This window comes from Coleofasciculus sp. FACHB-1120, from assembly GCF_014698845.1.
Classification (GTDB): Bacteria; Cyanobacteriota; Cyanobacteriia; order Cyanobacteriales; family FACHB-T130; genus FACHB-T130.
The window spans coordinates 305,657-319,835 of the sequence record NZ_JACJTV010000001.1; the positions used below are offsets into that span (position 1 = coordinate 305,657).

11 protein-coding genes are annotated in these 14,179 nt (G+C 47.7%); 4 read left to right on the forward strand and 7 right to left on the reverse strand.

The window, feature by feature from the left end; translation table 11 throughout:
• Window positions 1-81: 81 nt before the first annotated feature.
• A complete protein-coding gene (gene recN, locus H6H02_RS01305) occupies window positions 82-1,956 on the reverse strand; it encodes a DNA repair protein RecN (protein ID WP_190813873.1) in 1,875 nt (624 codons plus the stop codon).
• 279 nt (window positions 1,957-2,235) lie between these two features.
• Between recN and H6H02_RS01310 the strand changes: the two genes are divergently transcribed.
• Window positions 2,236-4,347, forward strand: a complete 2,112-nt coding sequence (locus H6H02_RS01310) for an AarF/ABC1/UbiB kinase family protein (protein ID WP_190813875.1) — start codon at window positions 2,236-2,238, stop codon at window positions 4,345-4,347.
• 299 nt (window positions 4,348-4,646) lie between these two features.
• Window positions 4,647-5,426, forward strand: coding sequence for a PRC-barrel domain-containing protein (locus tag H6H02_RS01315; RefSeq protein WP_190813877.1), 780 nt, complete (start codon window positions 4,647-4,649; stop codon window positions 5,424-5,426).
• 51 nt (window positions 5,427-5,477) lie between these two features.
• Here the strand turns inward: H6H02_RS01315 and H6H02_RS01320 are convergent, their stop codons facing one another.
• The gene (locus tag H6H02_RS01320) at window positions 5,478-6,800 is read right to left on the reverse strand and encodes an ATP-binding protein (protein WP_190813880.1); all 1,323 of its coding nucleotides are present in this window, start codon (window positions 6,798-6,800) and stop codon (window positions 5,478-5,480) included.
• Between the two features lie 658 nt (window positions 6,801-7,458).
• Complete coding sequence (locus H6H02_RS01325; protein ID WP_190813882.1) at window positions 7,459-7,704, reverse strand: hypothetical protein; 246 nt, start codon at window positions 7,702-7,704, stop codon at window positions 7,459-7,461.
• Between the two features lie 557 nt (window positions 7,705-8,261).
• On the opposite strand from H6H02_RS01325, the gene H6H02_RS01330 reads away from it, so the two are divergent.
• The gene (locus H6H02_RS01330) at window positions 8,262-8,558 is read left to right on the forward strand and encodes a hypothetical protein (RefSeq protein ID WP_190813884.1); all 297 of its coding nucleotides are present in this window, start codon (window positions 8,262-8,264) and stop codon (window positions 8,556-8,558) included.
• An 81-nt stretch (window positions 8,559-8,639) separates the two neighbouring features.
• Here H6H02_RS01330 and bchB read toward each other — a convergent pair whose 3' ends face one another.
• The 4 genes from bchB to H6H02_RS01350 all read right to left on the reverse strand — a co-directional run bounded on the left by bchB (window position 8,640) and on the right by H6H02_RS01350 (window position 13,296).
• On the reverse strand, window positions 8,640-10,166 hold the full coding sequence (gene bchB / locus H6H02_RS01335) for a ferredoxin:protochlorophyllide reductase (ATP-dependent) subunit B (RefSeq protein ID WP_190526583.1): 1,527 nt from the start codon (window positions 10,164-10,166) through the stop codon (window positions 8,640-8,642).
• A gap of 247 nt (window positions 10,167-10,413) precedes the next feature.
• On the reverse strand, window positions 10,414-11,142 hold the full coding sequence (gene rph / locus H6H02_RS01340) for a ribonuclease PH (protein ID WP_277922491.1): 729 nt from the start codon (window positions 11,140-11,142) through the stop codon (window positions 10,414-10,416).
• Between the two features lie 148 nt (window positions 11,143-11,290).
• A complete protein-coding gene (gene rsmH, locus H6H02_RS01345) occupies window positions 11,291-12,187 on the reverse strand; it encodes a 16S rRNA (cytosine(1402)-N(4))-methyltransferase RsmH (protein ID WP_190813886.1) in 897 nt (298 codons plus the stop codon).
• Window positions 12,188-12,633: 446 nt separating this feature from the next.
• Entirely contained in the window at window positions 12,634-13,296 is a 663-nt protein-coding gene (locus tag H6H02_RS01350; RefSeq protein WP_190813888.1) for a DJ-1/PfpI family protein, read from the reverse strand.
• Window positions 13,297-13,399: 103 nt separating this feature from the next.
• Here H6H02_RS01350 and H6H02_RS01355 point away from each other — a divergent pair, with 103 nt between their 5' ends.
• Window positions 13,400-14,149 carry a LuxR C-terminal-related transcriptional regulator gene (locus H6H02_RS01355; RefSeq protein ID WP_190813890.1) on the forward strand — a complete coding sequence of 250 codons (750 nt, stop codon included), beginning with the start codon at window positions 13,400-13,402 and terminating at the stop codon, window positions 14,147-14,149.
• The last annotated feature ends 30 nt before the right edge of the window (window positions 14,150-14,179 follow it).

Genomic DNA, 14,179 nt, shown 5'->3' on the forward strand with positions numbered 1-14,179 from the left:
TTTTGTGCCTGATGAGCAAATGCCATACTACTTACTCAACAGTTTACTCTTTGTTTTGGAGTTGGAGAGAGGGCAGGTTATTTATTTGTTGTCATTGGTCTTGCGTCCATTATGTTTGACTGCGGCTTGAGCTAGCAAGGACTCTGCAAAAGCGATCGCATCTTTAGCAGAGTGTCCCCCGGCTAGCGTTGCTAATTCTTGGCGACGAGTCTGGTGATTGTCAAGCACGCTGACTCGAACCACTGTGCGTTCGGAAGCCTGAAGGATGTAAGATGTCGGATCTTCTTCCCGGAGTCCTTGAATTGCTCTCTCTAAGGGGAGGGTTGGATGAATTGCTTCGGCGTCGGTTGTTGAAACTTCGCCCTTTTTCCCCGCCTTCCGGGCAGAATCTGGCTTTTGGCTTCCTTCAACGACGTGTTTATCGACGCGGAAATGGCGGTCAGCCATTGCGGCGACGAGGGGTTGGTGAGTAACGCAAAGAACTTGGTGTCCCTGAGAAAGTTGGTGGAGTTTCTCTGCGATCGCTTGGGCAACCCGTCCAGACACCCCGACATCAATTTCGTCAAAAATTAGGGTTCCGGCGGCTTCCAGTTGCGAGAAACAAGCTTTCAGCGCCAGCAGAAAGCGGCTCATTTCTCCCCCAGAAGCAGTGGCAGATAGCGGTTGCAGGGGTTCGCCTGGATTGGGACTAAAATAAAAGGCGATCGCGTCGGCACCTGTTGCGGTTGGGGGACAAGGGGTAATTTTGACTTGAAACTGCACCTTTTCCATCGCTAGAGGCTTAAGTTCCTCCACGAGTCTGTTTTCTAGTTCGTTAGCAGCAACGCGGCGCAAAGCTGTCAACTGGTCAGCTTGAGATGTCAAGGTTTCATGACATTGGAAATAGATTTTTTCCAGTTCTTCGAGGGAGTGACCGCTATCGGTGAGGAGAGCAAGTTCCGCTTGGATGCTCTGACTGTAAGCGATCGCTTCCTCTAACGTTGGACCATACTTGCGGCAAATCTGCTTCAGGGTGCGGATGCGCTCTTCCACTTCCCCCAGTCGCTGGGGATCGGCCTCTAAAGAAGCACCGTAAGCATTAATTTGCTGTCCGGCTTCCACCACTTGCGCCAGAGCCGTACTCACCATATCCAGAACGGGTTGCAGCGTGGCATCATACGTCACCATATCAGTCAACGTGGCTTCGGCTTGACCCAATAAGTCTGCACCCGCTGACTCCCCGGCATCATTTTGATAAAGAGCTTGATAAACCTGATAACTCAGCTGTTGTAACTCCACCACATGACTTAAGCGCTGGCGTTCTTGTTCGAGCTGTTCTGGTTCATCCGGTTCGCTCAAATTAGCAGCAGTCAATTCTTGGGCTTGATACTGTAGCAAGTCGAGCCGTTGCAAGCGTTGCTGCTCAGACTGACGGCGTTTGTCTAGGCGATCTCGTGCCTGTTGACACTCAAGATTGGCAGCTTGAACGACTGAGCGTTGCTGTAGCACCGGATCGCCACCATAGACATCCAGCAACTCTCTCTGAAGCGCGGGTGCCACGAGTTGCACGGTTTGACCTTGGGCAGTAATTTCTACTAAGCGATCGCGCAGGCGATCCATCAATTGCCGGTTGACAAGAACGCCATTCACGCGAGAGCGGCTGCGGAGGCTTCCTTGCAGACAGGCAATCTCCCGACAACAAACTACGGCTGTATCATCCAGCAGCTCGATCTCTTGTTCGGAGAGCCACTCGGTCACAACTCGGTCAACCTTGAAGGTGGCTTCCACCAAAGCGCGATCGCTACCTGTGCGAATCGACCATTTGCTGACTTTCCCGCCTAAGGCGGCGTCAATCGCATCCAGGATAATCGACTTTCCCGCGCCGGTTTCGCCGGTCAGAACATTCAACCCAGAGCCAAATTCAAGCTCCAGATGGTCAATCAAGGCAAAGTTTTCAATCCGTAGGGACAGGAGCATGGAGCAAAATTCACCTTGAGGGAAGAGGGCAGGCAGTAGCAACCCAGTGAACAATGGCAAGTGCGAAGCATTTGATGCTGTGCGAGTTATTTAAAACAGGTACTGGGCTACCAAACTTAGTTTAGTGTTTAGTTTTAAGTCCCGAAGCTTTTTCAGGGTAGCGGGAAATTGACCGAACTGGCATTGTGCCCAGCCAGAGCCGGCGTACCTTGTCCTGGCGCTTCCCTCACTTATTGTTACAATACTTAACAGAGTTGCTCTGAGTCGGTTCCCAAGCTTATGAATGTAAAAAGAGTCTCCCCTATGTCACATCGGACAGACGCAAGCGATCGCATTCCGACACCTACAATAGATGCGATGAACAAGGCTGCCCAGATAGCATCCGCCGCGCCAGGAGAGCCGGTGATGGTGGAGTATGAGCTGACGCCGACAGCAGAGCAATATCCAGCAGTCGTGGCTGCCAAAACCGCCTATATCCAAGCAGAAGAACTGCGCTACAACCCCGCCGCCATTACCGAGTACTACCGGAGACATCCATTCCAAGTTTGGGGGCGATTGTTCAACATTCTGGCACCGCTACTCCGCTTTGGTTTGGGTTTGTGGTGGGACAAGCAAACAGGTCGAGTTCCCAAAAACGAGCGAAAACGGGCAATTCAACTGCGAAAAATCATTACTAGACTGGGACCTGCTTATATTAAGGTCGGACAAGCGCTTTCAACCCGACCGGACTTAGTTCCGACGACTTATTTAGACGAACTGAGCCACCTGCAAGACCAGCTGCCACCTTTTCCCAATGAATTAGCTTATCGGTTTATTGAGGAAGAATTAGGCGATCGCCCCGAACAAATTTACGCCGAACTCTCCCCCACCCCCGTAGCCGCTGCCTCCTTGGGACAAGTCTACAAAGGCAAACTCAAGACTGGCGAAACCGTTGCTGTGAAGGTGCAGCGTCCGGGCTTAAGAGAAAACATTGCCCTAGATATCTACATCCTGCGTACCCTTGCTGGATGGGCGCAGAGAAATCTCAAGCAGGTGCGGAGCGACCTCGTCTCCATCATGGATGAATTTGGCACCCGCATCTATGAAGAGATGGACTATACCCAAGAGGGTCACAACGCCGAGCGCTTTGCCTCTCTATACGGTCACTTACCAGATATTTATATCCCCAAGATTTACTGGCAATACACCCAGCGTCGCGTCCTGACAATGGAGTGGATTAATGGGACAAAATTGACCCAGCCAGAGGCACTCCGCGCTCAGGGAATTGATGCCGTTCATTTAATCGAGGTAGGCGTTCAGTGTTCGCTGCGGCAATTGCTAGAACATGGCTTTTTCCACGCTGACCCCCATCCAGGTAACTTGTTAGCGACAACTGACGGTCAACTCGCTTATCTAGACTTCGGCATGATGAGCGATGTAAAGCCTTATCAGCGGTATGGCTTAATTGAAGCCGTGGTTCACATGGTCAACCGGGACTTTGAAGGCTTAGCCCGCGACTACGTGAATCTAGAGTTTTTAACCCCAGACACTGACCTAACCCCGATCATCCCAGCTCTTTCCAAGGTTTTCAGCAACGCGCTGGGAGCCAGTGTCGCGGAGATGAACTTTAAGAGCATCACCGATGATATGTCGGCGTTGATGTATGAGTATCCCTTCCGCGTTCCAGCCTACTACGCGCTGATTATCCGCTCTCTAGTGACGTTAGAGGGGATTGCGATTAATGTCGATCCCAATTTTAAAGTTCTCAGTAAGGCGTATCCCTACGTTGCCAAGCGGCTCTTAACCGACCCTTCGCCGGAATTGCGGGCATCCCTGCGCGACCTCCTGTTTAAAGACGGCAGCTTCCGCTGGAATCGTCTGGAAAACCTGTTAAAAAATGCCCGTTTTAGTGACGATTATGACCTGACCCAGGTGCTGAACCAAACCCTAGACTTTCTGTTCTCAGAGCGAGGGGCATTCATCCGGGAACACCTAACGGATGAAATTGTTAAGGGTATTGATACGCTGGGACGCCGCACCTTCCAAAATGTCACGTATTCGCTGCGGGAACGGGTGGGGATGACAGTAAATGAGGCACCGCCGTCGGTAGAAACGTCCGCCAGTCTGGATCATATTAAGCGGATTTGGGATATTCTCCAAGAAACGAACGGCTTTGACCCGATGCAACTACTGCCTGTGATTCCGCAATTTCTGATGAAGCCAGAAACTCAGCGCATGGGTCAAAAAATTGCCGGTGGTTTGGTGCAGCGAGTGGCGGCGCGGTTGATTCGGGACGTTTTACTTCAGGATGCGCCCCCAAAAGCCTCCCAGAACGGTCACAAACCACGCACTTATCCCCCAACATCCCCAACATCCCCACGCTTAGCGTTGCCGCCTGCTGCCGTGAGATAGGGCTGTAGAGACCATCGGGGCACGGGTCATTGAAGAGCGATCGCTCTGCTGACAATTTTGGTAAGAATAATATCGTTCAATTGAACGCGATCTTAGGTTGGGTGAAGCATTAGCGACACCCAACTTTTGCTTTATTCGGTTGGGTTTCTTGGCTCAACCTCGACTTCTACGGGGAGAGGAGCTTGAAGTTTGATGGGGAACATTGCAAGAAAGCTAAGTTTGGGGCGATCGCTTCCCGACTCTTGCTAACCTAAAGCAGCATAGGTTGCCAACTAGATAAATCTCTAAGGATTTTGCTTATGAACGCACAACCACAGATTATTAGACAAAGTGAGTTACTCAATCGGCTGGTGCTAGATCGCAGTACAGCAGAAGAAGTTGGTCGGGTAGATCAATTGTGGTTAAATCCTCAATCGCACCAAGTTATAGGTTTTACCTGCAAGTCAGGATTTTTGGGTAGCCTGAAACAGGTGTTTAGGTGGGAGCAAATTACTACGATTGGCTCCGATAGTCTTATCGTCAACAATACTCCAGAAGTTATTGAACCCGAAACGCCAATTCAGAAAATTTCTTTAATTGGACATGAGGTGTGGACTGACGCTGGCAACAAAGCGGGCAAAATTGTAGACTATCTCTTCAATTTTAAAACCGGCGCTGTCATTAATTATTTATTTGTTTCTAGTGGTTGGCGCGGCGTTTTAAATGGTGTTTATTTGCTCCCGGTAGAAGCGATTTCTAGTACGGGTAGTAAACGAGCGCTGGTCACGGATGCCATTGTCCAAACTCCTCAACAGTACGCCGAGGGACTCAATCAAAAAATGAGTCAAGCGGCAGAGTTACTCAGAGAAGACTATAAGAAAACTCAGGATGATTTAGAAGCGCTAAAGCGCAGCGCTCAAAATATTGCTGAACAAGTCAAAGATACGACTGAAACAATGACTAGCATAGCTAAAGAAAAACTTTCTGAGGCGAAGCAGCAACAAGACGCGTCTCAACCAAATGAGACGATAAAAACGATTGATACGACGGCTCAGCCTTTACCGAGTGAGCCTCCAGAGCTACCTGGAAACACTAATTAAGCGAATGGGAGAAGAAATTGATGATGAAGCGCATCAAATAATCTTTACTTATCATTTTTGATTCAGTTGATTGAGCGGCAACTTAACGGTAAAAGTCGTGCCACTGCCAACTTCACTTTTGATAGCGATCGCTCCATCGTGTAAATCCACACACTCTTTAACGATTGTTAATCCCAACCCTGTACCAGAGATTGTACCAACATTCCTTCCTCGATGGAATCGCTCAAACAAGCGTAGTTGGTCTTCTTTGGGGATTCCGATTCCCTCGTCCTGAATTTGGAAGATTGCCTGACGATCTTGACAGATCAGTTCAAAATGAACTTTGCCACCTCTGGGAGAATATTTAATTGCATTTGAAAGCAAATGATCAATAATTTGTCGCAGCAGCTTTTTATCCAGGTAGGCGTTACTACACTGGCCTTGATGAATAAAAGTAATCGCGTGTTGTGAGCCAATGCTAACTTGCAATTCTTCCACCAACTCGCGGCTAAATTCTACTAAATCCAGCGGTATGGGATTAATCTCTAACTTGCCAGCCTCTGTTTTATCAAGAAGGAGGATGTCGTTTAACAACCGAGCCATTTGTTTGCTAGCGATTCTTATTTTCTGGAAATGCGAGTCCTTTTGCACGTCAGACAACTTGTGTTTGTAGCGTTCCAGTAATTCAGCAGACATGGAGATAATTGTCAGCGGCGTGCGGAATTCGTGAGATGCAGCCCTGATGAAGCGAGATTTGAGATTGCTGAGTTCTTTTTCTTGTTCCAGTGCTTTGCGGGTTTGTTCCGCCTGCTGGTGGCGTTCGGTGATGTCACGCAATAGCCAGCGCAAACCGATTAAGTTGCTGGAGCGATCGCGTATAGCCGCCACGTTCAGTGCAGCTGGGAACGGCGGCTGACCTTTTGAGGGTTGTAAGCGCACTTCCCAGTCGTGCAACTGCGGGAAGTGATTCAATTCGGTCAATATATCCCGAAAGGTTTTGCGATCTTCCTTCGTCACAAAAATCGCCATTGGTTTGCCGATTAGAGAATTTTGGGATCGGTTCAGCAAAGCCGCCGCCGTACGGTTAGCCTCCTGAATGATTCCCAAGGTATTCGTCACTAAGTACCCGTCTGGGGCAAACTCAAATAGCTCTTGGTAGCGCTGGCGTTCTGCTTTTACAGTCTCATGAGCGATCGCAAGTTGTTCGTTGCGTTGCTGCAACTCCTCTGTAGCCACCTGCAACTCTTCCAAAGCTGTGGAGAGTTCCTGCAAAGCCTCCATTGTCAGTGTTTCCTGCGGATCTGGAAGGGATGGGGATTCCCTAGTACGTTGCCACAGCTCGTGCAGACGCTGTTGTGCCGCCTCAATCTGTTGGTTAAAGATTTCCTCTTTCATCACGTACTTGTTCTGTGAGAATTAAGATTAAGAATTGAGGCGCTTGCAAGAGTTTTCATAAATTAACGAGCGATCGCGTCCTTCATACTCACAGCTTTATGAATTTAGTGTAAGAGCAAATACTCCCACAAATGATGCAAGCCAAGGAGCAACGCTATTACTTACCAGAATAATATTTGTAACTAGAGGAAGTGACAAAGGATAAAAGTGAATATTAGGATAGTAAAATCTTGCCATTGCTAGGTGGCTCATACTAATCATAATTGCTTAGCACTTATATCGAAGATTCTTCAACATTTCTTTCAAAGAACCGAATCATAAAGTTTTGATTAATAATTTACCCTGACTAATCCCTAGGAATTGACTTACCCTTAATCCTTAATTGTAATGACAAATTTGGGGGTACTCACGACTTTAGCAATAATCTGCTCCCCAACTCTTCAATTAATATTTAATTGTTTATAAAAGTTCTAAAAACTTAAAATACTATTATAAAGTTTATTTTTATTTAAAGTATGTATTTCCTTCTAAGCACAATTAGTTATTTAATATACAACTATTTTTAAAAGCTACCCAAAATCCTAAAAAATTATTTTTTCGTAAATATAAAAATAAAGATGTAGCGCTAGCTTTAACTTCTTTCAAATTTCGTCATCAGCTATCGCGACTCTCGATTAACGATCGCTACCTCTCGCTCTCGATCGGCAACGACCCAATCGCACAGTTCGCCTAGGTTGGTACTAGCATCAGTGAACGTTGTCTGGTTGGACATAGTGGGTGATTCCCTCATGCTGTAACCTTTCCAGTACATGATAGCTTGAGGAACTGGAGAGAGCGATCGCACTTTGGTGGAATGAATGCGATCGCGTCTCCTCATCCAAAGCAAACGCAAAAATCTATACATGAAGAGTAAGGGAGCGCTCTATTTTCTCTACAGCTCATCCTACTCGCTGGAGAAACTGGTGCAAGTAGTCTCTCCTATTTCTGCATAAATTGGTTTGGTGATGGATTTGGCGTTGATGATTCCAGAAGATAAAATGCTGGCATTTTTCTAAGAACCTGTATGGATTTTGGGAATTTTTAGCAAGTGAGCTGCTAGCAATGCTTTCTGCGTAAGGGATATTATTCTACGAGCGTCGAGCCAATGCCCTGAGCGCTTCTGGATGTCGCCGACCAAATTACTGAAATACGTCGCAGTCACCAACGTAGGGAATCTCACTTCACGCTATCCTAGTATTCCGGTTGGGATTACTTGTGAACCTGTGATTAAGAACGATATCTGGATTACGGAAATGGTTCCAAAGGGTATGGTTTCTCCTTTTTATCCAAAAATGGAGAGACTTTACCAATGCTTTGAGAGCTTAAAGTAGCATTTTAAAGCGCATTTAATCGCACAACAGAAAATCCCCTAGTTCTACAAACGAGCTAGGGGAAGGTAATTAAAAAACATCGGATCTAATTATGACTCATAATCAGCAAAATCGGGCTTTCTTCCAGCCTTCATCCTCGTTTGCCCAAAAATTGGGATATGACTTCTCCACTCAAAAGAAACTGAGTAATGTAGAACAAGAGCAGAGTATTCTTATGTCTTCCAATCCAACTGATTCCCCTAAACCGCCAGAATCAGGAGGCTTAATTCCCACCTTGACTTATGGAGGAGTTGCAGTAGCTGTCATTATTGCGATGGCTTACTTCTCCCAAATCCAGCTAAAATCAATTACTGAACTGCTTAAAACAGTGAACAAAAAAACTAAGTAACTTGCTTGTTTGTACTCAGAAAATAGTTCAGCAGCCAGTTTATAGAACTGGCTGCTGAATACTAATATTTACCAAGTTCAATTATGCGCCGACTGCTTCTTTAGCTGCATACATCACTTCTAAAGTGATGACGTTGAAGCCGCGATCGCGTGCAAATTTCTCGGTGTTGCGCTTCACTTTGCCGCGCACGAAACCAGGAACTTTGTTCAGTTCTGCTTGTGCTTCCTTGTTCCAACCGAGGTCAGAATCAGCCGAAATCCCCTTGGTAATCACTTCTTTGGTATCGTGTCCGCCGAAGATTTCTAGGAGGTGATCTTCCATTCCCAAAGTGAAGGAATTGTAGATCAAATCCGTAATTTGGTTCGTACCTTCGTACCCGCAGAATGGCTTGTAACCGATGGGGAAATTCTGAACGTGAATTGGTGCTGCGATGACGCCGCAGGGAATATTTAGACGCTTACCGACGTGACGTTCCATTTGGGTGCCGAAGATGGCAGAGGGTTCCACACGAGCGATCGCATCCCCAATTTGACCGTGATCTTCGGTGACGATCACTTCATCACAGTATTCGCCCACCTGCTCCTTGAACCACTCAGCATCGTACTTGCAGTATGTTCCCGCCCAAACAACGTGAATTCCCATTTCTCTGGACAGAATTTTCGTGATGGCGGCGGCGTGGGTGCTGTCGCCAAACACCACAGCTTTCTTTCCTGTCAAGTTTTGGCAGTCAATAGAACGGGAGAACCAAGCGGCTTGAGAAACGTGCAAAGTCTGCTCGTTGATGTAGTCTTCGTAGTTAACATCTGCGCCTTGAGCATTAATTATTTCCTGAATTTTGCGGATGCAACGCGCAGTTTCCACCACACCCATCGGCGTGATATCTACAAAAGGCATCCCAAATTCTTTCTCCAGGTACTGAGCCGCCATTGGCCCGATTTCGCGGTAAGGAACCAGGTTAAACCAAGCCTTCGGCAAATTCTTGAGGTTGTGAACCGATGCACCTTCTGGAATTACTTCGTTGACCTGAATCCCCAAGTCAGCCATCAACCGCTTCAACTCGGTGCAGTCGTGGTGATTGTGAAATCCGAGGCTGGAAATTCCCAGGATGTTAACCGAGGGCTTTTCTGTTTTGCCTTCGGGTAAATCGCCTTTTTTCCGGGCTTTCTCGATGTAAAGCTGGACAATTTGCCGCAGGGTGATGTCGGCGGCTTGCAGTTCATTGACGCGGTAGTGGTTCACGTCCGCCAGCATCACGTCCGACTTGGTTTCTATGGAAGCTCGTTCTACAAAGTTTTCCAAGTCTTCTTGGAGAATGCTGCTGGTACAGGTAGGAGTTAAAACAATCAGGTCTGGGTGTTCCTCAACGTCTTTGCGGGTAATATTGTCCACCACCTTTTCTTGGGAACCACGCGCCAAAACGTTCCGGTCAACGGAACTGATGGTAACTGGGGTGAAGTTGCGATCGCGCTCTAGCATCGAGCGCATGACGTTAAAGTAGTCATCGCCAATTGGCGCGTGCATGATCGCATGGACGTTCTTAAAGGAACTGGAGACCCGCAGAGTGCCAATGTGCGCCGGGCCTGCATACATCCAATAAGCCAATTTCATAGAGTTCTCCCTTCGTGCTGATGACTATCAATTTATCTGGAATGAGCTGAAACAGTTGATTTCAAAGGCTAATTGTCTCAGATTGTCTCAAACATCCACCAACCCCGATCTAATGAGCGGTTGGGGTTCTGGTGAACTGGCAAAAATGCCTGAAATGCCCTTCATCTGTATAATCCAGCCTGGGACGAGAGCGATCGCACTCTCCTCAATCTGCAACGATTCTTAATTTTTAGCGATATTCCTTTATTTAATGAGTCGAGGAACCCATTGCTTGGCGCTGTGCATCTAGCAATTCTTGAATACCCTTTTGAGCTAAATCCAATATTTGATTAAGTTGAGTCCGATTAAAGGTGCCTTCCTCAGCCGTTCCTTGAACTTCGATGATGTTAAGTTGGTCGTCCATCACCACGTTGAAATCCACCTCAGCCGCGACATCCTCAACGTAGTTCAAATCTAAAACTGGCTCTCCCTGCAACAGTCCTACCGAAACTGCGGCAATTTGATGGCGAATCGGAGATCGCTCTAACTCTCCCTGCTGTATCAGCTTTTCTATCGCGTCTGCAAGTGCCACAAACCCTCCGGTAATCGATGTTGTGCGGGTTCCGGCATCCGCTTGTAAAACATCGGCATCTACCGTTATCGTGCGTTCTCCCAGTGCCTCGAAATCCAGCGACGCCCGCAAGCTGCGCCCAATCAATCGCTGAATCTCTTGAGTGCGTCCAGACAGCTTCATAAATTCCCGTGCTTGGCGTTGGGGTGTCGCACCCGGTAGCATCCGATATTCAGCCGTTAGCCACCCTTTGCCGGTGCCTTCTAAAAACTTGGGGACACCTTTTTGAATCGTCACACTACAGAGAACATGAGTGTCGCCGCAGCTCGTTAGAACCGAACCCGCAGCAAATCGGGTGAACATTCGTTCAAACCGAACCGGACGCAGTTGGTAAAATTGCCGACCATCAGGACGCAACCAAGACATCGCACTTGCCTCAAAATTCTTGATTAGGATACAGCAGTTACCAGTCAATTTAAGTTAATTAATCTGTTGAACTTTAACAATTTACGATAATTTCTTTAGGAACGACTCGCCGCTATAGCTTTCGGCTATAGCGGCGAGTCGTTTGCTATCATTTTCGTTCTGCTATTCGCAGTTTAGCGGAGCGAGAGCGAGGATTATTTTCCAGTTCATCGTCTTGCGGTGTAATCGGTTTTTTGGTTAACACCTGCAATATCGGCGATTCCCGGAAACCATGCTTTACCAAGCGATCTTCTAAACTGTGAAAACTGATGATGCCAATCCTACCGCCTGGTTTGAGCCAGTTGGGTGCTTGATTCAGGAAGGTTTCTAGAGACTTTAACTCATCGTTGACGACAATTCGTAGCGCTTGAAATACCCGTGTGGCAGGGTGAATTCTGCCGTAGCGGTACTGACGGGGAACGCTATACGCGATCGCCTCTGCTAACTCGGTTGTTGTCTGAAATGGACGCTTTTCTACAATCGCCCTAGCAATCCGCCGTGACAGTCTCTCTTCCCCATATTTAAAGAAAATATCCGCCAGTTCCGCTTCTTTCCAGTAATTAATGACTTCTGCGGCGGTCAGCGATTGCTGCTGATTCATTCGCATATCTAAGTCAGCTTGGTGGCGAAAACTAAAGCCTCGCTCTGGAACATCGAACTGAGCAGAACTCACGCCTAAATCTGCAATAATTCCGTCAAATGTTAGACCATTCGGTTGATATTTTGTGAAATTGCCATGCCAAAATTGGATGCGTTCTCCAGAATCGTGCAATTGGGTTTTAGCCGCAGCGATCGCTTGTTCATCCTGGTCAATCGCCGTCACCCGAACATCCGGTGCTGCTTCCAGAATTAACCGACTGTGTCCGCCACCCCCCACCGTTGCGTCCAGGTAATGTCCCCCCGGAAGGATTTCCAACCCGGCAATTAACTCCCGACTCAGCACCGACAGATGAAAAAATGCCGGTGTCTCTGTCTGATTCGTCAAACTCTTGTCAATTTCATCCATCAAAAAAATTCAGCGACGATAAATAGGCGCACCCTCTATTTTGCCTATAATTTTTCCAATTTTCTGGCTGTACCCATTCTTCTCATTCCGCTCGTTCACCATCAGCACATAACTTTGACCGGGAAGCTGGATTTCAGAGACCAGTTTATTTAGAGTTGAAATTTATCGCCGTTGCTAATTGTCGAGCGCTCTTGCCTTGCTCTCAATACTAGCTCGTAGTGATTTTGGGCACGCTTTTGGTAAACGTTTGCCGCCTCGATTTGTCTTTGTTGTTTGAGAAAAGCGCCATTAACTCGCCCCCTGAAAGGAGCTGGTCTGGATTGATAGCGATCGCCTTCTCAATTGAACACCTGAGTAATCAAGCTCTTTTTGAAGACGATCGAAGTCGCAGAAAAACCAAGCTGTACCGTCGTCAATTTCCGAATTGGCTAGTCATGTCAAGCTGCCTATTCTACTTGTAAACCCAATGTCCCCATCGCGTATGACGTTGCCTTGTTCACTAAATCAGGCCCCGCTTTTTCGGGTGAACCGGCATCGAAGGGTGGGGCTGGATTGTACTCCATCAAGAGTTGAGCGATCTTGGCGGCTTCCTCACCACAAAGCGCTTTAGCAACCACGAGACCAAAATCAATGCCTGCTGTCACACCTCCCCCCGTCATGCGATTGCGGTCAATGACGACTCGCTCTGCTCCGACTTCAACCCCCAATGCGGCTAGGTGTTCCCGCATCATCCAGTGAGTCGCAGCTCGATAGCCTTGCAGCAGTCCTGCCTTTGCCAAAAACATAGACCCGCCGCACACAGAGGTAATAAACTTTGCGGTGCTTCCTTGCTGACGCAGAAATCCAAGGATCTCTGAATCGTCGATGATTGCCATCTGTTTTAAGCCGCCGCCAACACAGATCACGTCCAAGGGCGGGCAATCGTCAAAGGTGGTATCCGGCAAAATCATCATGCCGTCATCGGTTTCGATCGGGTCTAGCGTTTTCCAGATTCGATGAATCTGGACATTGGGAAGCGCACTAAAAACTTGCTGGGGTCCCACAATATCCAGCGCGGTCATGCCAGGATAGATAACCAAACCAATAATCTGCTTTTGTGAGTCCGTCATACATCAATCCTTCTAATGGCGCTTGCAATGAAATCTATCCTTATACTAGGGATGGCAAACCACTGCGCCTAGTCCTCGACCGAGTACTCTTTGAGGCACAAAGATGATTTCCTTACAGCTTTTATTTGAAGCTATCAGTCAGGTAAAAGAGGAACAAGACCTGCGATCGCAACTCGTGCCAAAAATTGGTGAGTACTTTGCCGCCAAGCGATCGGGAATTTTTTTCTTCGACCAGCTTTTGGGCGACCGCAAGTTTCAAAAAATGCTGAACGTTGCCTTATCTATTGAACATAATCCTGTGGCGCGTTACATAGCAGAGCGCCATACGCCTGTCCATGAAGGATTAGTGACATCCCCAAAAGCCTGGGCAATCATTTGTCCTCGTCCCGATCATTGGCACGTGATGGCAGGACCCATTATCGATCGAGGTCAATTAATCGGCTCAGTGGGTTGCACCCGTGAAAAATCAATGCCTGCCTTTGATGCCCAAGATATCGCTGATTTGAGTGCCATTTGTTTACACCTATCGGTTTGGATCGCACGCTTGCGATTCGCGTCAAGCACAATTGAAGACCCGATTTTGGAACCTCAGCACCAACCGTTAAACACCCATCGCTTAACGTCTCGTGAGTTGGAAATTGCCAACTTGGTCGCGCTGGGTCGAACCAACACAGAAATCGGGACTGAACTTTGGATTACCGAGAATTCTGTCAAGCAGGCGTTGAAGCGAATGTTCCGTAAGCTTGAGGTTTCATCGCGTACAGAAATGGTTGCACAGCTTTTTGCGACACAACACCATTTTCCAAGTGCAAAGCCATCTCCATCCAACTTGGCGCTCAACGCTCACCAGTAACCGCTCACCAGTAACCTTTGGCGGCGTTGC

What these genes read in the sequence shown, in the direction of transcription:
- recN (WP_190813873.1), bottom strand. Translation starts at nt 1,956, where the DNA reads ATGCTCCTGTCCCTACGGATTGAAAACTTTGCCTTGATTGACCATCTG.
- H6H02_RS01310 (WP_190813875.1), top strand. Translation starts at nt 2,236, where the DNA reads ATGAATGTAAAAAGAGTCTCCCCTATGTCACATCGGACAGACGCAAGC.
- H6H02_RS01315 (WP_190813877.1), top strand. Translation starts at nt 4,647, where the DNA reads ATGAACGCACAACCACAGATTATTAGACAAAGTGAGTTACTCAATCGG.
- H6H02_RS01320 (WP_190813880.1), bottom strand. Translation starts at nt 6,800, where the DNA reads ATGAAAGAGGAAATCTTTAACCAACAGATTGAGGCGGCACAACAGCGT.
- H6H02_RS01325 (WP_190813882.1), bottom strand. Translation starts at nt 7,704, where the DNA reads ATGTATAGATTTTTGCGTTTGCTTTGGATGAGGAGACGCGATCGCATT.
- H6H02_RS01330 (WP_190813884.1), top strand. Translation starts at nt 8,262, where the DNA reads ATGACTCATAATCAGCAAAATCGGGCTTTCTTCCAGCCTTCATCCTCG.
- bchB (WP_190526583.1), bottom strand. Translation starts at nt 10,166, where the DNA reads ATGAAATTGGCTTATTGGATGTATGCAGGCCCGGCGCACATTGGCACT.
- rph (WP_277922491.1), bottom strand. Translation starts at nt 11,142, where the DNA reads ATGTCTTGGTTGCGTCCTGATGGTCGGCAATTTTACCAACTGCGTCCG.
- rsmH (WP_190813886.1), bottom strand. Translation starts at nt 12,187, where the DNA reads ATGGATGAAATTGACAAGAGTTTGACGAATCAGACAGAGACACCGGCA.
- H6H02_RS01350 (WP_190813888.1), bottom strand. Translation starts at nt 13,296, where the DNA reads ATGACGGACTCACAAAAGCAGATTATTGGTTTGGTTATCTATCCTGGC.
- H6H02_RS01355 (WP_190813890.1), top strand. Translation starts at nt 13,400, where the DNA reads ATGATTTCCTTACAGCTTTTATTTGAAGCTATCAGTCAGGTAAAAGAG.